The organism is Gluconacetobacter tumulicola (assembly GCF_014174215.1).
Taxonomy (GTDB): Bacteria; Pseudomonadota; Alphaproteobacteria; order Acetobacterales; family Acetobacteraceae; genus Gluconacetobacter; species Gluconacetobacter tumulicola.
Genome location: NZ_JABEQL010000015.1, coordinates 1 through 18,689, shown reverse-complemented (window position 1 = coordinate 18,689; position 18,689 = coordinate 1). Strand labels below are relative to the sequence as shown.

16 protein-coding genes and 1 pseudogene are annotated in these 18,689 nt (G+C 64.2%); 7 read left to right on the top strand and 10 right to left on the bottom strand.

The features are described 5' to 3' along the window. Positions 1-3: 3 nt before the first annotated feature. From HLH29_RS11875 to HLH29_RS11845, 7 genes are all read right to left on the bottom strand, one after another. A complete protein-coding gene (locus tag HLH29_RS11875; RefSeq protein WP_182967063.1) occupies positions 4-1,356 on the bottom strand; it encodes an MFS transporter in 1,353 nt (450 codons plus the stop codon). Next, positions 1,353-2,609, bottom strand: a complete 1,257-nt coding sequence (locus tag HLH29_RS11870; RefSeq protein ID WP_182967061.1) for a LysR family transcriptional regulator — start codon at positions 2,607-2,609, stop codon at positions 1,353-1,355. Before HLH29_RS11870 ends, HLH29_RS11875 begins: the two co-directional genes overlap by 4 nt. Before the next feature lie 291 nt (positions 2,610-2,900). Continuing rightward, on the bottom strand, positions 2,901-3,563 hold the full coding sequence (locus HLH29_RS11865) for a YkgJ family cysteine cluster protein (RefSeq protein ID WP_182967059.1): 663 nt from the start codon (positions 3,561-3,563) through the stop codon (positions 2,901-2,903). Positions 3,564-3,748: 185 nt separating this feature from the next. After that, positions 3,749-5,044: a multidrug effflux MFS transporter gene (locus HLH29_RS11860; protein WP_182967056.1), complete on the bottom strand. Its 1,296-nt coding sequence runs from the start codon at positions 5,042-5,044 to the stop codon at positions 3,749-3,751. A gap of 5 nt (positions 5,045-5,049) precedes the next feature. Beyond that, complete coding sequence (locus tag HLH29_RS11855) at positions 5,050-5,790, bottom strand: SDR family oxidoreductase (protein WP_182967054.1); 741 nt, start codon at positions 5,788-5,790, stop codon at positions 5,050-5,052. Between the two features lie 102 nt (positions 5,791-5,892). Further along, positions 5,893-6,789 (bottom strand): aldo/keto reductase, encoded by an 897-nt coding sequence (locus tag HLH29_RS11850; RefSeq protein WP_182967052.1) that lies wholly within the window; start codon positions 6,787-6,789, stop codon positions 5,893-5,895. After that, positions 6,789-7,211, bottom strand: a complete 423-nt coding sequence (locus HLH29_RS11845; RefSeq protein ID WP_182967050.1) for a (R)-mandelonitrile lyase — start codon at positions 7,209-7,211, stop codon at positions 6,789-6,791. The genes HLH29_RS11850 and HLH29_RS11845 overlap by 1 nt, the downstream gene beginning before the upstream one ends. Positions 7,212-7,324: 113 nt before the next feature. On the opposite strand from HLH29_RS11845, the gene HLH29_RS11840 reads away from it, so the two are divergent. The 6 genes from HLH29_RS11840 to HLH29_RS11815 all read left to right on the top strand — a co-directional run bounded on the left by HLH29_RS11840 (position 7,325) and on the right by HLH29_RS11815 (position 13,934). Next, positions 7,325-8,218 carry a LysR family transcriptional regulator gene (locus HLH29_RS11840; protein WP_182967048.1) on the top strand — a complete coding sequence of 298 codons (894 nt, stop codon included), beginning with the start codon at positions 7,325-7,327 and terminating at the stop codon, positions 8,216-8,218. 530 nt (positions 8,219-8,748) lie between these two features. Beyond that, entirely contained in the window at positions 8,749-9,804 is a 1,056-nt protein-coding gene (locus HLH29_RS11835; protein ID WP_182967046.1) for an NAD-dependent epimerase/dehydratase family protein, read from the top strand. Positions 9,805-9,892: 88 nt separating this feature from the next. After that, positions 9,893-10,672, top strand: a complete 780-nt coding sequence (rfbF, locus tag HLH29_RS11830; RefSeq protein ID WP_182967044.1) for a glucose-1-phosphate cytidylyltransferase — start codon at positions 9,893-9,895, stop codon at positions 10,670-10,672. Between the two features lie 141 nt (positions 10,673-10,813). Continuing rightward, positions 10,814-12,172 carry an NAD(P)H-dependent oxidoreductase gene (locus HLH29_RS11825; protein WP_182967042.1) on the top strand — a complete coding sequence of 453 codons (1,359 nt, stop codon included), beginning with the start codon at positions 10,814-10,816 and terminating at the stop codon, positions 12,170-12,172. Continuing rightward, positions 12,159-12,707: a dTDP-4-dehydrorhamnose 3,5-epimerase gene (gene rfbC, locus HLH29_RS11820; RefSeq protein ID WP_182967040.1), complete on the top strand. Its 549-nt coding sequence runs from the start codon at positions 12,159-12,161 to the stop codon at positions 12,705-12,707. The genes HLH29_RS11825 and rfbC overlap by 14 nt, the downstream gene beginning before the upstream one ends. A gap of 189 nt (positions 12,708-12,896) precedes the next feature. Then, a complete protein-coding gene (locus HLH29_RS11815) occupies positions 12,897-13,934 on the top strand; it encodes a DUF707 domain-containing protein (RefSeq protein ID WP_182967038.1) in 1,038 nt (345 codons plus the stop codon). Between the two features lie 136 nt (positions 13,935-14,070). Here HLH29_RS11815 and HLH29_RS11810 read toward each other — a convergent pair whose 3' ends face one another. The 3 genes from HLH29_RS11810 to HLH29_RS11800 form a co-directional block, all read right to left on the bottom strand. Then, a complete protein-coding gene (locus tag HLH29_RS11810; RefSeq protein WP_182967036.1) occupies positions 14,071-15,279 on the bottom strand; it encodes an alpha-hydroxy acid oxidase in 1,209 nt (402 codons plus the stop codon). A 199-nt stretch (positions 15,280-15,478) separates the two neighbouring features. Further along, positions 15,479-17,116 (bottom strand): acetolactate synthase large subunit, encoded by a 1,638-nt coding sequence (locus tag HLH29_RS11805; RefSeq protein WP_182967034.1) that lies wholly within the window; start codon positions 17,114-17,116, stop codon positions 15,479-15,481. Between the two features lie 384 nt (positions 17,117-17,500). After that, the gene (locus HLH29_RS11800) at positions 17,501-17,950 is read right to left on the bottom strand and encodes a lipocalin-like domain-containing protein (RefSeq protein WP_182967032.1); all 450 of its coding nucleotides are present in this window, start codon (positions 17,948-17,950) and stop codon (positions 17,501-17,503) included. Positions 17,951-18,167: 217 nt separating this feature from the next. Here HLH29_RS11800 and HLH29_RS20095 point away from each other — a divergent pair. Further along, positions 18,168-18,350, top strand: a pseudogene (locus HLH29_RS20095) (helix-turn-helix domain-containing protein); the annotation flags it as partial. Positions 18,351-18,689: the final 339 nt, after the last annotated feature.

Genomic DNA, 18,689 nt, shown 5'->3' with positions numbered 1-18,689 from the left:
GGGTCATTCCTTGTTGCATCCTGTGGCGCCTGGGAGGCGGGATGGAGGCTGGCCGTTCGGCAGGGAGGCGTGCGCGGCGACGTCTTCCGGGCGCAGGCCGATCTGGTAGATCGCGACGGCGCCCAATCCGATGGCGCTGGCGGTGAGCAGGGAAGGGGTGAAGCTGCCAAACCTGTCGGCCAGCAGCCCGGTTATCGCCGGGGCCAGCGCGCCGCCGAGCGAGCCGCCGGTATTCTGGATGGCCTGCAGGGTCGCGACCCGGTGTTCGGCCGCGATCACGGTGCCGAGCATCCAGCCGCAACTGATGGCCAGGCCGCCCGCGAACAGGGCGATGGCCATGAAGGCGACCATGACGGCCAATGGCGTGTGCAGCGTGGTCAGCGTGGTCGCGACGGCGGCCACCAGCATGGCCAGCACCAGGGGGGCACGGCAGGCATTCAGCAGCCCCACGCCCCGGGCGGCCAGGCGGTCGACGACCACACCACCCAGCACGCTGCCCGCGAAACCGCAGAACTGCGGCAGCGCGGACAGCATCCCGGCCTGCCCGATCGTCAGGTGGCGGGAGGTCTGGAGCCATGCGGGCATCCATGTGGCGTAGAGCCAGGTCAGGTAGATCACCCCGGCATAGCCGGCCGTCAGGACCCAGCTCGAGCGCTGGCGCAGCAGATAGCCGAGATCGGCGCGCAGCGACTGCACGATGCTCGCCGGCACCGGGGCGTCGGGGCGGGGCAGGGCCTTGCGCATCGCGGCGCTCAGAGTCAGGTCGGCGGGGTCGCGATAGAAGCGGATCCACACGAAGGCCAGCACCAGGCTGGCGGCGCCGATCGCGACCGACATGCCCCGCCAGCCCCAGAGCGCCATGATCGCGAGCAGCAGCGGCGGGGCCAGGGCCGGCCCGAGGGCCGCGGACCCGTTGAAGAGGCCGAGGGGGCGCCCGCGTTCGCGCGGCTGGTACCAGCGGACCAGCGCGCGGGTGCCGGAGAGGAACAAGGGGGTCTCGCCCAGTCCCAGCCCGATACGCGCCACGAACAGGCCGGCGATGCCGTGCATCAGACCGAAGCCCATCTGCGCGCACGACCAGAGGACCAGGCCCGCCCCCAGCAGGAAGCGGCTGTCGAACCGGTCGGCCAGCAGGCCCGTCGGGATCTGCCCGGCGAGATAGGCCCAGGCGAAGACCGACAGCAGCAGGCCCATCTGGGTGTAGGACATGTGCATGTCGGCCATCACGGCCGTATTGCTGACCGACAGGGCGGCGCGATCGATATAGCTGACGCATCCGGCCGCCATCAGGAGCAGGACCGTGATCTGGCGCCGGCGGCGCAGGGCGGGGGAGAGGATGGAGGCGATGGTGCTCATGCGACGGATTTCCGCCCCGCGGAACCGGCTTCGGCCTGGATTTCCGCCAGGCCGGCCTGCAACCGGCCGATGATGGCGAGGTTGGGGTGCTCCTTCTTCCAGATCAGGCGCGTCGTCATCCGGTAGCGATCGGGCAGGGGGATGGCGTGGACCGCGTGGGAGCGGAACGAGCCGGCGGGCAGGATGGCGCAGCAGGTGCCGTCCTCGACCAGGCGCAGCATCAGCGAAAGCGACTGGGTCTCGAAGATGCTGCCCGGTGTAATGCCTTCCTGATCCAGGTAACGGTCGGTGACCCGGCGCAGCCCCGTGCCCAGGGCGGGCACTGCCAGCAGATACGAGGCCAGGGCGATCCGGGGCGTCTGGCCCGGCGGTGGGCTGTGCGCCCGGCCGAAGACGAGGAAGATCGCGGATTTTTCCAGCTCCGCGCTGTCGAGGTCCAGCGGGATGTCGATCAGGTCGGACAGGCCGGCATCGAACCGTCCGTCCAGCAGCCCTTCCACCATCTGCGGCGCGGCGATGGTCGAGATCGTCAGGGGCGGCTGGTAGCGGCGGTGGCGCCACAGGCGGACCAGATTGGCCAGCAGGACCGTCAGGGAACTGTCGCTGCTGGTCGGCATCATCGACGCGAGCTTCAGGGTCCTGAATGCGCGGAAATAGCTGAAATTCTCGTCGCGCATGATCTGCCGGTGGGTCTGGTCCACCTGCTGGCATCCCTGGCGCAGCGCCTCGGCCTCTGCCGTCGGCATGACGCCATGGGGGCTGCGTATAAATAATGTCCGGCCGAGAATCGTCTCCAGCCGGCCGATCTGGCGGGAGAGCGTGGGTTGGGTCAGCGACAGACGCTGCGCGGCGGCGGCGATCCGCCGGGTTTCGTAGACGGACAGGAAATAACCGATCATGCGCAGCGTCAGGCCCGAGCCCAGCAATGCGCGCAGGCGGTGCGTCGGCAGCGGGCCGGCGGTGTCGCGTTCCGGCGGGGCCATGTGGGAACGATTATCGTCCTCGATCAGGGTCAGGCACCAGCCCAGCAGGTGCAGGGCGGAACGATACAGGCTCTCGCCCTGCGCGGTCGTGACGGCCCTGCTGCCCCGGCGCAGTGACGAGCGTGACAGCAGCGATGTCGCCATGGCCTGCTCCAGGGCGGACACGCTGTGGCTGAGCGTGGATGCGCTGACGCCAAGCACCGGGGCAGCCGAGGCGGCGGAGCCTTCGTTGATCAGGCTCGTAAAATAGATCAGGGCCGGAAGTTCCATTTCCACGGAGCCTTATGACAATATGAATAACAACGTGTCGCTGCGGATATAATACGATCGGACCCGTATAATTACCAAAAGAGAGTGTTGATAGAAAAAATAGCGACCAACGATCGTATCGAAGCATCCCCGTAATGAGCGTGCAATTTCAAATAGCCCGCAGGCATGCCTTGTGCATAAAAAAGCATAGGTCAACGGACGAGCGGCCCGGTGGGTTCCCTATGCTTCGGCGCGTGGCCGGTGCGGCGGCTCTGCCGGGTAGAGTGCGGGACCGCCGGAGGGGGCGTGCTTTTACCGGGCGCCGGCCAGCCAGCGCTCGGGCGCGCCGGGTGTTTCCAGCAGCGTGCGTGCCGCCATGTTGAGAAAGACGGGATCGCCCTGGAGGCCGAACTCGGTTTCGATGCTTTCCAGGCGTTTTTCCAGTGCGAACAGGAAGATCATGAACTGGTGGGCGGCGTGCGCCTGGTCGCCCTGATAGCCGAGATGTTTCTCGCAGAACTCTCCCTGCCGGCAGAGATCGAAATTCAGGCTGTAATAGCCTCGGCACACCATGGGGCGGGCGGCATAGATCGAGCAGCTTCCATCGAAGAGGAACGGACAGAAAGCTGGAGGCGAGGCCAGCCGTTCCTTCAGGAGCTGGAGGCGCTCCGGCGGGAATGTGTGCCATGCCTCGTGAACGGCGAGGATCGCGAACAGCGGATTGACCTGCACAAGGCTGTGGCAGCACGTATCGCAGCCCTTCGTGCAGGCCAGCGGCGCGGTGGGGCTGAGGCGTTTCAACGTCTCCGCGACCTCATCGCAGAGCTGGAGAATGCGCCGGGCCAGAAGAACGAGATCGGCCTCGCCGGTGGCGGCTTGCAGATCGCGCCTGAACGTTGAATCGGCCTGGTCCATCTTCTGGCGCATATAGGCAAGGGGCGAGGCATCGTAGGGCGCTGGCCCGTCACTGTTCATGAGGCGGATGGATCCGATTGATGGGCCGAACCGGCTGGTGGCGGCTTGCCGGGCTTATGTTCCGGCCTGATCGAAAGAGGAATTTTCTTGTGTTGTCATGAATGATTTGGATGGTCAAAGGAAAATGCGTGGCGGCTGACGCCGCCGAAGCCCGATGCGGGAGGCAGGTCGGGTGAACGCGCGATCTATCTGAGGGCGTGCCGGGGCGGTGGTGTCGTTTTCCTCGGCCGGGCGTGGACGAGGCGCGTACAGAGCAGGCTGCCCACGCCCGACAGCGCGATGACCCAGCCCATCGGCCAGGGGGTGCCGTCGGCGAAAGCGCCGACCAGGCCTGAGCCGAGAATGCCGCTGCCATACTGCATGGCGCCTACCAGCGCCGAGACGGCGCCTGCCCGTTCGGGAAAGCTGTTGAGCGCGCCCGCAATGGAATTCGCGACGATGAAGCCTGTCGCGGAGGCGAAGAGGAAGAGCGGGACCACGAGCCCCCAGAGCCCTCCCTGGCCGGTCCATGCCGCTCCGGCAACAAGCAGCCCCGACAGTGCGGCCTGGATTGCCCCCAGGACGAGCAGGCGATCGCCGCCGACCCGTGCGGCCAGGCGGGAATTGACGGTATTCGTCGCCATGATGCCGACGATGCCCAGCGCGAAGAGCAGCCCGTAGAGCCGGGCGGGCACATGGTGGTACGTGATGTAGGCGAAGGGCGTGCCGGCCACGTAGGCGAACATGCCGCCATAGAAGAAGCCGCCGGCGCCCGCATAGCCCAGAAGGCGCGGCTGCTTCAGGAGTTCGCCGTAGCGCAGGAGTGCCCGTGTCAGGGGCTCATGGTTGCGATACGCGGGCGCGAGCGTTTCCGGCAGGCTCGGCACGGCGGCCAGCGTCAGCATGCCGACCCCGACCAGGGTCCAGAAAATCGCGCGCCATCCGCCAAGGAGCAGGATCTGGCCACCCACGATCGGCCCCAGCAGCGGGGCGATGGCCATGACCGTGATCAGGGTCGAGAGCATCTGCACGGCGCGGTGCCCTGCATAGAGGTCGCGCACCATGGCCCTGGAGAGGACGACGCCGGCCGATGCGCCGGCGGCCTGCAGGATTCGCCAGCCGATCAGGGCGGCGCCGTTGCCGGCCACCGCGCAGCCTGCCGAACCGAGGATGAACAATACGAGGCCGAGCGCGACGGGGAGGCGGCGGCCGTGGCGGTCGCTGACCGGCCCCCAGAAGAGTTGCCCGAAGCTGAAGCCGATCAGGTAGCCCGAGACGGTCCATTCGACCAGGCCGGGACTGGCACCGAGGGCCTGGCCCATGGCAGGCATGGCCGGAAGGTAGAGATCGGTCGAAATCGACGCGAACCCCATCAGCAGGCTGAGGATGCCCAGTACCCACCAGCGATGATCGATCGTCTCCTGCCTGGCGGCGTGTATCGTGCCGGCGGTCTCGACGCCCTCCGGCCGTTCCGCGACGTGCCCGGGGGCCGCGTGTGTCATGCCGTTCAGAATTCCTGCGCTGTGGGGCGGAAGAGGATCTCGTTGATGTCCATGTCGTCCGGCTGGCTGATGGCGAAGGCGACGGCGCGGGCGAAGCTGTCCGCCGGGATGGCGTAGCTCTTGTAAAACGCCGCGATGTTGCGCGCGGCGTCGGGGTCCGTGACGCTCCGCGGCAGTTCGGACTGGACGGCCCCGGGCGAGATGACTGTCGTGCGGATGTTGTGGGGCTTGGCTTCCTGCCGCAGGCCCTCCGACAGCATCAGCACGGCGGCCTTGGTTGCGGCATAGACGGCGCTGCCCGGGCGGACCTTGTGGCCGGCCACCGAGGAGACGTTGATGATATGGCCGCTCTTCTGCCGCGTCATATGGGGCAGGGCGGCTGCGATGCCGTAGAGCGTGCCCTTCAGGTTGACGTCGATCATCCGGTTCCAATCGTCGATCCGGCCATGTTCGAGCAGGGATTGCGGCATGAGGCCGGCATTGTTGATGATGACGTCGATCCGCCCATGGGTCGCGACGGCGGCATCGACCAGGTGCTTCACCTGTGCGCTGTCGGTGACATCGGTCTCGATCGCGGCCGATGCGGGCTGTCCGATGTCCTTTGCCAGGGCGTGGAGCCGGTCGAGGCGGCGCGCGCCGAGAACCAGCTTCGCCCCGTTGGCAGCCAGATGGCGCGCGGCGGCCTCGCCGAGGCCGCTGCTGGCGCCGGTGATGACGATGATCCTGTTTTCGATGCGGTTGCTCATGGCGATTTTTTCCTTCTTCAGGCCTGGAGCTGTTTGACGACCGGTCCGCCGAGCGGGAGTGCCGCCCGCCGCCCGCCGGCGGGTGGCTTTGCAGACGGCCCCTTAGTCGGGGATCGTGCGGTTGTAGAATGCATCGGGAAGATGATCGGGGTCGGGGCCGCCGCGTCGGCTGCGATCCAGGGTCTCGATCGCGGCGATGTCGTCGGCTGTGAGCGTGAAGTCGAACACCGCGAAATTTTCCCGGATGCGATCGGGATGGGTTGATTTGGGGATTGCGGAATTGCCGATATCCAGTTGCCAGCGCAGGATGACCTGCGCCGGGGTCCTGTCGTATTTTCGTCCGATTGCCATGATGGTGGGGTGTGTCAGCGGATTGTCTTCCGGCGTCCTGTCATCACCCCAGTAACGCATGACGCCCCCGATGGGCGACCAGGCCTGGGTCACGATTCCCAACGTCCGGTCGTATTCGCGAAGGGCCGATTGGGTGAAGAACGGGTGAAGTTCCACCTGGTTCAGGGCCGGGGGGATATCGGTTGCCGCCATCAGCCTGCGCAGATGGTCGGGGCTGAAATTGCAGACGCCGATGCTCCCGACTTCGCCGTCCCAGAGCATTTTCTCCAGTTCCCGCCATGCGGCGATCATCGGTGTGAAATCGCGCGTGGCGGGCTGGTGCAGCAGATAGACATCGATCCGGTCGAGACCGAGTTTGCGGCGGCTGCGGTCATAGGCATGGCGGATTTCGCGCGTGCCGTAATCGGTGATCCATGCCTTGGTCTGGACGATGATCTCGTTGCGCGGGAGGCCGCTTTCGCGGATGGCCTGGCCCACTTCCGCCTCGTTGAAATAGGCGGCCGCCGTGTCGATCATGCGATAGCCGGCGGTGAGGGCCGTTCGCACCGCGCCGACGGTTTCCTCGGGGGCGGCGCGGTAGACGCCAAAGCCCAGCGCGGGCAGGTCCAGACCGGAGTTCAGTCTGATTGTCGGGCTGTATCGAACCATCAGTTCGGTGTTCCCTCGGAATGGGATGTCGGTGTGTGCCGGTATTGCGCTTCGCTGACATGCTCCAGCCAGTCGGAGGCCTTGCCGTCCTTTGATTCCGTAATGGCGACATGGCTCATCGCGCAGGTGGGCGAGGCGCCGTGCCAGTGTTTTTCGTCCGGTTCGAACCAGACGATATCGCCGGGTCGTACTTCCTCGATCGGCGCGCCGGCACGCTGGACCCAGCCCTGGCCGGCGGTGATCAGCACTGTCTGTCCCAGAGGGTGGGTATGCCATGCCGTGCGTGCGCCGGGCTCGAACGTCACCGTTGCGCAGGACAGGGCGCCGCTTCCGTGGAAAGGGGCATCGATCCGCACGGTGCCGGTGAACCATTCCGACGGACCGGTGACGGACGGCGCGAAGCCGGGACGTTCGATTTTCATGCGGTTTTTCCAGTCATGTGTCCGCAGCGGGAATTCTCTTGTTCATGGTGGCGCATTCTATTGATGTGGATTAGATGCTATCGCTCGCTTGATGCTATATCGGAAATTCATGAATGAGACGCGAGGAACTGGTCGATCTCAATGCGTTCCTGGTCGTCGCGGAAGAGCAGAGCTTCACACGGGCGGCCGCCCGGCTCGGGACCTCGCAATCCACCCTGAGCCATACGATCCGGCGGCTGGAGGCGAGACTGGATGTGCGCCTGCTGACACGTACGACCCGGCGGGTGGCGCCGACCGAAGCAGGCGAACGGCTGCTGAAGACGCTGGTCCCCGCGTTGGACAGTATCGCCGACGAAATCGCCTCGTTGAGCGAATTGTCCCGCAAGCCGTCGGGCACGGTGCGCATCACGGCATCCGAGCATGCCGCCCGGACGCTGCTGTGGCCGGCGCTGGCCAGGCTGCTGCCGGATTATCCGGACCTGCATGTCGAGCTGTCCGTCGATCCCGGCCTGACCGATATCGTGGCGGAGCGGTTCGATGCGGGGGTCAGGCTGGAGGAGACCATCGCCAGAGACATGATTGCCGTTCCGATCGGTCCACCGCTGCGCATGGCCGTTGTCGGCGCGCCGTCCTATTTCGAAAACCATCCGATCCCGAGAAAGCCCCAGGATCTGGCCCGGCATAGCTGCATCAATCTGCGCCTCTCGACGTCGGGCGGGGTGTATGCATGGGAGCTTGAGAAAGGAAAACGCTCGCTTCATGTCCGGGTGGGGGGACAACTGACCTTCAACACCGTGCCCATGATCATGGCGGCGGTGTTTTCGGGCTTTGGCCTGGCCTGCGTCGTGGAAGATCACGTCGCGGATGATGTGAAGGCGGGGCGCCTGGTGCGGGTGCTGGAGGATTGGTGTCCGCCATTTCCCGGCTATCATCTTTATTATCCCAGCCGGCGGCAGTCTTCTGCTGCTTTCCGGCTGGTGGTGGAGGCCTTGCGATACAGGGGGTGACGGTTCTCTCCCGGTTCGGTTGCGGGCGCATCGGGATGCGGGGGAGGAGAGATCACTGCATCTGCCTCACCCCGCCACGCGAGCAGAATTCATGCGGCTTGCCAGCCAGGCGTGGGCGGGATGCCGCTCTCGCTCAGCATGACCAGGGGGCGGCTTGTCCGAGTGCCTGAATATGGTAGCCGGGATGGTCTCTCGTGTCTGTTACTAAGGTTTGGGTGTAAAGACACAATATTCGATATTTTCACGTTTTTTTACCGACTTTAGATCTGGTCAAAAACGGAAAACTCTTCTTACGAACAGTAAAATTTTTTTGGCGGATAGCGAAACCTTTCTCTTCCGAATACTTTAATCTTTTGTCACGAAGCTGAGAGGCTGCCCGGATTGCGTGGTTTTTCAGCTCTTCGTGAATTGTGGGAGGTGCCGGCATTGATCGGCAGTTTCATGAAAGTTTGTCGATACAATAATAATGCGCCGATATTTCGGCAAGTCGCGGATTGAGAACCTTAGCCGCTGGTGAGGAACAGGTTGCGATGCGAATACTGATTACCGGAAATATGGGCTATGTTGGATCCACGGTATGCAAATATCTGAGGCATGCCCGGCCCGATGCGGTGCTGCATGGTTTCGACAATGCCTATTTCGCCCATTGCCTGACCGGTGCCACGCGCCTGCCGGAACAGAATCTCGATGCGCAGTTCTATGGCGACGTGCGGTCCATCACGCCCGAACGGCTTGCCGGATATGATGCGGTCGTTCAGCTTGCCGCCATATCGAACGATCCGATGGGACACAAATTCGAGAAGATCACATACGACATCAACCAGGATACCACGATCGCGTTGGCTCGGGCCGCGGTATCCGCAGGCGTAAAAAATTTTGTCTTTGCGTCTAGCTGTAGCATCTACGGCATCGCCGAGGGCGGTCCGCGCAAGGAGACCGATCCGGTCAATCCGGTGACGGCCTATGCCCGATCCAAGATCGGCGCGGAAAAGGCGCTGGAGCAGATCGACACCGATATGGTGATCACCAGCCTCCGCTTCGCCACCGCCTGCGGGATGTCCGACCGGCTGAGGCTCGATCTGGTGCTGAATGATTTCGTCGCATCCGCCATGGTGACCGGCAAGCTCAGTGTGCTTTCGGATGGAACCCCGTGGCGGCCGATGATCGATACCGCCGACATGGCGCGCGCGATCGACTGGGCGGTGGACCGTTCGGCGGAGGCGGGTGGGCGCTACCTGGCGGTGAATGTCGGCAGTGACGACCGCAACTATCAGGTGCGCGAGATCGCTGATGCGGTGGCTGAGGCGCTGCCGGGGACCGAGGTCAGCGTCAATACCGAGGCGCCGGTGGACAGCCGGTCTTACCGGGTCGATTTCGGGCTCTACAAATCACTCGCGCCCGATCACCAGCCGCAGGTGACGCTGCGCGATTCCATCGAGGAGCTGAAGGCGGGGCTGGAGCGCATGCATTTCGGCAATGCGGATTTCCGCAATTCGCCCCTGATCCGCCTCAAGGTTCTGGAAGCGCATATGGAAGCGGGGCGCCTCGATTCATCGCTGGTCTGGCAGGCATCCGCGCGCTCCTGAGAGGCGCGCGCTGCGTATTCCGCCTGGCGCCGTCTCCCGTCATGGGCAGGAGACGGGCCAATAACATGAAAATGGGAGGGGTGGGGACATGAAGGTCGCGATACTAGCCGGCGGTTTTGGAACGAGGCTCAGCGAAGAGACGATGATCCGCCCCAAACCCATGGCCGAGATCGGCGGCCGGCCGATATTATGGCATATCATGAAGATATACGCCCATTACGGATTTTCGGACTTCGTCGTCCTGGGCGGGTATCGCGTCGATTTCATCCGCGATTATTTCATGCGCTATCGGGCATCGCTCAGTGATTTCACCATCGACCTCGGCACCGGGGAAGTGGACTGGTTGCAGGCGCAGGCCGAAAACTGGCGCATCACGGTGCTGGACACCGGCAAGGAATCCCTTACGGGCGGACGCATCCGGCGGGCGCGCCGCTATCTGGAAGGCGGCACGTTCTGCCTGACCTATGGCGACGGCGTGAGCGATGTGAACATCAGCGATCTCGTGGCATTCCACAAATCCCGCGATACGTGGTGCACATTGACGGCGGTGGTCCAGCCCGGCCGTTACGGTGCGCTGAATCTCAGCGACAACGGTGCCGCCGTGCGCGGCTTCGGCGAGAAGCGGGCAGGGGATGGCGGGCTGATCAATGGCGGCTTCTTCGTGTGCGAACCTGAGATCTTCGATCTGATCGACGACGATCTGACGACATGGGAGGCCGAGCCGATGGACCGGCTGATCGCGCGGGACAAGCTGTCGAGCTTCGTACACAGCGGCTATTGGCAGAGCATGGATACGCTGCGCGACAAGCAGGTCCTGGAAGCGGCGTGGGCAACCAAGGCAGCGCCCTGGAAAGTATGGTCCGACTGACAGGCGGCGGCTTCACGCGCGCCATGGTGGAGAGCGTGTCATCGCCGGGAAAGCGTCCGGGGGCGGCATGCGCATCGCGCGGCGGACGGAGCCGTGTGACGCGAGACCATCGGAAATGACACAACTGGCAGGAGCCGGAACATGATCATCGTCGATACGGCACTGAAAAAGCGCGAGGCGGAAGGGCGGCCTGTGACCGTCGCCATCGTCGGCGCGGGCACCCAGGCGCGGGCCATTGCCCGCACCATCGAGATTGCGACACCCGGCATGCGCGTCGTCGCGGTGGCCAACCGCACGCGCGCGAATGGCGAAGCGGTCTTTACCGAACTCGGGCTCGATCCGGTCTGGTGCCCGGACGGCGCGGCTCTCGATGCCGCCCTTGCGGCGGGGGCGCGGGCGGTCACCGGCGATCCGCTGCTGCTGGCCGGGGCGACAGGCATCGATGCCGTGATCGAGGCGACCGGATCGATGGAATATGCCGCCCGTGCGGTGCTGGCCGCGATCGAGGGGGGCAAGCACCTGATTCAGGTGAATGCGGAACTCGATGGCACCATCGGTCCGATCCTGAAGGTGAAGGCGGATGCGGCCGGTGTCGTCTATACCGCAGGCGATGGCGACCAGCCGGGCGTGATGATGAATCTGGTGCGCTTCATGGAAGGGATCGGCGTGCGGCCGGTACTGTGCGGCAGCATCAAGGGACTGTACGATCCGTATCGTACGCCGGACACGCAGGTGTCCTTCGCGCAGAAATGGGGGCTGGACCCGGCCATGGCGGCGTCGTTCGCCGATGGCACGAAGATCTCGTTCGAGCAGACGGTGATTGCCAATGGTACCGGCATGAAGGTGGCGAGGCGCGGGATGATCGGGCCGGATTTCTCCGGCGGAGATCCTTATGCGCCGCTGGTGCCGCTCGAGGAGACGACCAGCGCCTTTGCCGCCTATCTCGACGCGCATCTGGCCGCCGGCGGCCCGGGCTTTGTCGATTACGTGATCGGTGCGCGGCCCGGTCCCGGCGTGTTCGTCATCGGGACGATGGAGGATGCGCGGCAACGGCATTTCCTGAATTATTACAAGATGGGTTCGGGGCCCTATTACTGTTTCTACACCCCCTTCCACCTGTGCCATTTCGAGGTTCCGGGCTCGGTCGCGCGGGCGGTGCTGTTTGGGGATGCGACGCTGACGCCCCTGGCGGGGCCGAGCGTCGGTGTCATCGCGCTGGCCAAGAAGGATCTTGCGCCGGGGGATGTCATCTCCGCTCTCGGCGGGTTCGAAGCCTATGGAATGATCGAGAATATCGAGACGATCCGGGCGGAAAACCTGATCCCGCTGGGACTTGCGATCGGCGGGCGGGTGAACAGGCCCATTCCGCGGGACCGGCCCATCACCTTCGCGGATATCGATGTGCCCGAAGGGCGGACGATCGACCGGCTTTATGCGGAGCAGGAGGCAGTCTTCGCGCCTTCTGTCGTGGTCGAAGAGGTGGTTTATGATCTTTCATGAAACCACGCTGAGGGATGCAATGCTGATCGAGCCGGAGCCACGGGGCGACGACCGTGGTTTCTTCGCCCGGATGATGTGCCGGGAGGAATTCGCGGCACATGGGCTGATTTCCGATTTCGTGCAGCACAATATGTCCTTTTCGCGCTGCAAGGGCACTGTGCGGGGGTTGCATTTCCAGCGTGGCGCCTATGCCGAGGCCAAGCTGATGCGCTGCACGAGGGGGGAGATCGTCGATGTGATCGTGGATCTGCGCGGGACATCGCCGACCTATCTGAAGCATGAAGCCTTCCATCTGACCGCCGAAAATCACCGGCTGCTCTATGTGCCGCCCGGTTTTGCCCATGGTTTCCAGACGCTGACGGATGATGTCGAGGTTTTCTATCCCGTCAGTGCCGCCTATGCGCCCAGCATGGAGGGTGGCCTGCGTCATGATGATCCGCTGGTCGGGATTTCATGGCCTCTGGATGTAAGCGGTGTCTCGCCGAAGGATGCCTCCTGGCCGTTCCTGCAACGGGGGGCACCGCCGATTTTCTGAATATTCCGCAGCGGCATGGAAACGCGCTTCGACCGGGGAGGAACCATCGGCGTTGTTCCGACGTAGAGGAAGGGCCGGTCCAGTACAATCATCGCCGCGTGGGTCATGCGCATTTTTCGTCACGGACCGCATGCCCGCCTCCGGCAGTTCGCATGAGATCGTCAGCTTCCAGTCCATGGAGGATTTGTGATGAAACCGGAGCAAAAGATTCAATCTGAAGACAGGCGCTTTCTCGTCCTTGGTCGCGTTGGCGACAAGTCGCTGCATCATAGCTGGATTGCGGACAAGACGGTCACGCGGAACTGGGACCTGCAACTGAATGCGTATGCCAAGGATGTTTCACTCTGCCAGGATGGCGATCTGCCACCGGTATTCGATTACGGCACCAAGTGGGACAGTATCGCACGCCATTTCAGGGCCAATCCGGAGCTGCTGGATCGTTATGAGTATATCATGCTCCCCGATGACGACCTGTTGATGGAGGCGGCGGACATCAACCGGCTGTTCGACATTGCGGTGGAATATGACCTGACGATGGCGCAGCCGGCCATGACGATCGAAAGCTACCTTTCGCATGCCGTCGTCCTGCGCATGCCGGGTTTTCGGCTGCGTTACAGTACTTTTCTTGAATCCATGGCCTGCTGCATCAAATCGTCCTATCTGCGCACGCTTCTGCCGATGTTCGAGCGGCATTTCACGGGCTGGGGCACGGACCTGATCTGGGCGATGCTGATGAGGGCGCCCGCCTACCGCGCGGCGATCGTGGATGAAGTGCCGATGACCCATACAAGGCCGCTCTATAGCGGCCCGATCTACGATACGTTCGCCGAGGACAAGGTCGATCCGAGGGAGGAAGTGCGCGGGCTGATGGCCTGTTTCGAGAACCATCCCCTGGGAATGCATGTCTATGGCGGCTATCTGAGCAATGGCAGGCGGGTTGGCGACTTCGAGGCACGCATACGCAATGCGATCGGACTGTTCAGCGTCGCGGGACGTTCGAAGCTGCCCTGGAATACCGTCCGCATGGGGTGCGCGATGCTGCTCCGGGCATTCACCAAAGTGGGCTATAAGCCGGAGCAGCTTCGTGCCGTCGCAGGGAACGAAATGGCCGCACTGGGGATTGGGGCGCCGCCGCGCTTTTCGGGCGCGGGCATGCAGGCAGCGGGCATTCCGGTTTCGATTTCCGCTGTGGCCAATAAGCATGTGACCGGCGGCATGAGCGTGTGAGTTCTGCTGTCCATCGGGAGGACAGGTGCGACAGGGCCGGGTTTTTGCGGGGGGCTGAGGGGTATGACCCTCGGCCCCTCGCGGGTTTGGGCGGAGCCCCGACCCTTCCGCATGATCCGTGAGTCCAGCCGCGCTTTCACGGGGCCGCGAAGCGGCGGACATGGGCGGGGGACAGTTCGCCGATCGTATTCACGCCAAGCATCGCCATGTCGCGTGCGATCTCCGCCCGCATCAGATGCAGCGCGTGACGCACGCCGGCCGTGCCCGCCGCGACCGAGGCATAAAGAAACGGCCGGCCGACGAAGACGAAATCCGCGCCCAGCGCCAGGGCCTTGAGCACGTCGGTGCCGCGCCGGATGCCGCCGTCGATCAGCACCGCCATCTCGCCCGCCTCGCGCGCGGCCTCTTGCAGCATGAGCAGCGGGGCGATGGCCGAGTCGAGCTGGCGTCCGCCATGATTGGACAGCCAGACGCCGTCGAGACCTGCCGCGCGGGCGAGCGCGACATCTTCGGGCGAAAGGATTCCCTTGATGACGAGCCGGCCTTTCCAGTTGTCGCGCATGAAGGCGACATGCTCCCAGCACAGCCCGTCGCGGGTGCCGATATTGCGCTCGGCGGAGCGCGAGAGGATCGCCGGCCCGCGAAACGCGTCCATGTTCTCGAAATGCGGTATGCCGCGCGCGAGGGTGCGGAGGAACGTCCCGAGCGACCATCGCGGATGACGTGCCCCGTCCCAGAAAAGACGCGGGGTGGGCCGAAGGGGCATGGAGAAGCCGGTGCGGGCATTATTCTCGCGATTGGCGGGAACCTGCACATCAGCGGTGAGGACGATCGTCTCGAACCCTGCCGCGTCGACGCGGCGGAGCATCGCCCCGATGCGCTCCCTGTCGCCGGGAAGATAGGCCTGGAACCAGCGGGTTCCGCCCTCGATGGCCATCGTTTCCAGGGGTGTGAGCGAGGTGGCGCTGGCCACCATCAGCGCGTCTTCGGCGGCGGCGGCCTGCGCCAGGACGATGTCGCCCCGGAACGATGACAGGGCGGACAGGCCCATGGGCGCGATGCCAACCGGCAGGCTGAAGGATTTCCGGAAAAGGGACGCCACCGTCGAGCGCGCGCGCGTATCGACGAGCACGCGCGGCAGGAGGGCGAGCGCGGCGTAGCTCTCGCGATTGGCGCGCAGGGAGCGGTTGGTCTCCGCAGCCCCCGAGTAATAGCCATAGATCTGCCGGGGCAGGCGCCGTCGGGCGACGGTCTCGAAATCATCGAGACACAGGAAGCGCTCGAGGCGGCGGGGCGTGGCCGGTGTGGATGGCGGCTTTACCTGGACGGGGGAGTAAGCGGTCATGGCACTCCTTGCGGCGGGATCAGGCGTGAAACCGGGCCGGAAAATCGGCATGAGGGGGGAATTGGTGCCGGACGATGCAAGGCGGCCGGACGGCGTTAGCCCCGACAGGGTGAACGCCGGGCGGCCGATGGGGTTCGGATATCGTCTTGTCGCCCTGCGCATGAAGGGCGCGCCGGATTTCTGCCCGGTCGGGGGCGCTTCAGGTAACGGGGATGCGCTTGCCCAATTCGTCGATCAGCACGCGGATATTGTCGGAATAATCGATCGGGATGGCGATGATCTGCACGCCGCCCTCGACGAAGGCGCGTTCGAGAGTTGCCGCGAAAACTTCGATCTTTTCGACGAAATGGCCCTTGGCGCCGTAGGATTCGGCATATTTGACGAAATCGGGGTTGCCGAATGTCATGCCGTAATCGGGGAAATGATCGACCGCCTGCTTCCAGCGGATCATGCCGAAGGCGCCGTCATCGATGATCAGGGAGACGAGATTGAGCCTGAGGCGGACGGCGGTTTCGATTTCCTGGCTGTTCATCATGAACCCGCCATCGCCCGAGACGGCCAGCACGCGCCGGTCGGGGTAGAGGATGGCGGCCGCGATGGCCGATGGCAGGCCCGCACCCATGGTGGCCAGGGCATTGTCCAGCAGGAGCGTGTTGGCGACGCTGGTGCGGTAGTTCCGCGCGAACCAGATCTTGTACATGCCGTTATCCAGCGCCACGATACCGTCCTGCGGCATCACCTTGCGGATATCGGCGACGACGCGCTGCGGTGTCCAGCGATTGTCGGTGGAGCCTTCGAGGATATGGTCGAGGATGCCGTCGCGCAGGCCCAGGAGGGCGTCGGCGTTGGCAAGGCGGCCTGCGACCTGGTCGGCCAGGCGGGACAGGGAGGCGCCGATATCGCCGATGATTTCGGTCTGCGGGAAATAGACCTGCTCGACATGGGCGGGCTCGTAGCCCAAATGCACGACGTCCGGCCCGTTGGCGCCCATGATGAAGGGCGGCTTTTCGGCGGTGTCGTGGCCGATCGTCAGGATCAGGTCCGCGCGTTCGATGGCCTCGTGGACGTAATCGCGCTCGCTGAGGGCGGCCGTGCCCATATAGAGATCGCTGCATCCGCCCACCGCGCCCTTGCCCATCTGCGTGGTGAAATAGGGCAGGCGCGTGCGCGAGAAGAAGTCATGCAGCTTGCCGGCCAGGCGCGGGCGGGATGCGGCGGCACCCAGCATGACCAGGGGGCGCCGGGCGGCGCGCAGCAGGTCGGCAGCGATGCGGATCGCCGCGTCACTGCCGACGGGCGCGTCGATCGCGTGCGGGCGGATCAGCGCCGGATTGCCGCATTCCTCGCGCGCGATATCCTCGGGCAGTTCGAGATGGACCGGGCCGGGACGTTCTTCGGCCGCCACGCGGAAGGCGTCGCGGATCAGGGTCGGGATCATGTGGGCGGAGACGATCTGCCGGGCCATCTTGGTCAGCGGGCGCATCGTCGCCACGACATCGACGATCTGGAAGCGGGCCTGGCGTTCGGACAGGATCGCCTTCTGCCCTGTCAGCATCACCATCGGCATTGCGCCCAGATGGGCATAGGCGGCGCCGGTCGCGAGATTGAGCGCGCCGGGGCCGAGCGTTGCGAGGCACACGCCCGGCCTGCCCGTGAGGCGGCCATGGGTCGCGGCCATGAAGGCGGCGGCCTGTTCGTGGCGGGTGACCGTCAGCTTGATCGAGGAGGTGCGGAGGGATTCGACGATATCGAGATTCTCTTCGCCGGGAATGCCGAAAATCCGATCGACGCCCTCGTTCTCGAGGGAAGCGACGAGGAGGTCGGATGCCTTTGTCATATGATCATCTCCGGACAGGGCTGAACCTGCCATGCATCGTTGTCCGGAAAGAACAGGGGAGGAAAGGCCTGAGACTATTCAAATCACGATCAGGTCCGTCACGATGTGAGGACATTCCCCGCAGCGAAATCCGTCCGGATGGGGCATCCGAACAGATTCGGGATGTGCGCTCAATCGGCAATTGGTGGCCTGCTGCCTCCCGCAATATGCATGCACCGCCCCCTGGTTCGAGCGTGACCGGAAATGTGGGCTGGTGAGCGAGAGCGGCCCGTCAGGGCCGCGGCCGTCGTGTGTTTCCGAGCACCGAAGCGGAGCGGCCTATATGGCCGTGAGCACCGGAGCGCAGGAAACGCGCGCCGGATCGCCACCAGCGCGCATTTCCGGTCACGCTCGCCGGAAGCGGATGAGGCTGCGGGAGGGACCGCGATCGGCCCAGTTGGGCATTTCGCGCCAGGGGGTGATGACGGTGGCATGGGCGCCGTCCACGGTGACGGTCCGCCGCTGTTCCGTGCCCACCCATTCGGGGGCCCAGGCCGTCTCGACGCGCGTGATCCATTGATCGTGTTCGATCCGGTAGCGGCCGATATAGGCGACGAGGGTTTTCATGAGCTGCGCGCGGTCCCAGTCCGTCACGGCGGGCTGGCGGAGGCTGCCTTCCAGATTGAAGGCGACCCAGCCATCCGCGGTAAAAATGACCCGTCCGCGCGGGCAATCGCCCATGGCCTCGATCATTTCGCCGCTTTTCTTGTCCTCGACCTGGTAGGAAACAAGCTCCCACGTGCCAATAAGCTGCTGTGCCAGATCGCTGGAATTCTCGCCGTGTACCCGCGTCATTTTCCGAATGGTTCCTCTTGAAGCAAGAATCAAGTAAGGGGAGCCGTGTGGCGTCTGTAAATATTTTACTTGTTCTTTTGTTAATTGTTTACAGGGTCGTTTTGTGGATAAATATTCATGGGTATATCGGAGGTATATGCCATTTTCGTGATTTTTTCTATCAAAAACGGGACAAAAGATTTATGCTGAGTCGACAAAAATCGGAGCCGTCGGAAAAATGATCTACGATGAGGTCGGCGATCTGAGGTTTTTCGTGATGCTGGCCGAGGCGCAGAGCATGACGAAGGCCGCGCGCGGCATGGGGACTTCTCCGGCCGTGATATCGCGCCGGCTGGCCAGGCTGGAGGGCAGGCTGGGCAGTTGCCTGGTGAACAGGAGCACGCGGCGGTTCAAGCTGAGTGAGACGGGGCAGATCCTGTACGAACGCGCGCTGCGGATCGTTACCGACATCACCGATCTGGAAGCCGAGATCGCGTCGGCCGAGCGGATGCCGCAAGGCAGCCTGAATATCGGCGCGCCCCTGGAATTGGGGCGCCGCCTGATCGCGCCCTTCGTCGAAGCCTTCAACGAACGGTATCCCGAGCTGAAGATCGGGCTGGCGCTGGTCAGCGAGGGGCGGCATGAATTCGGGGACTGTCAGGAATTTCGTGTGCGAGGCGTTGTTCACGTTGTTGATCAGACGGTGGCGCGTGCGAAGCGTTCACCGAAGAGAATGGCGAACTGGGCCTTTGCCATGGAC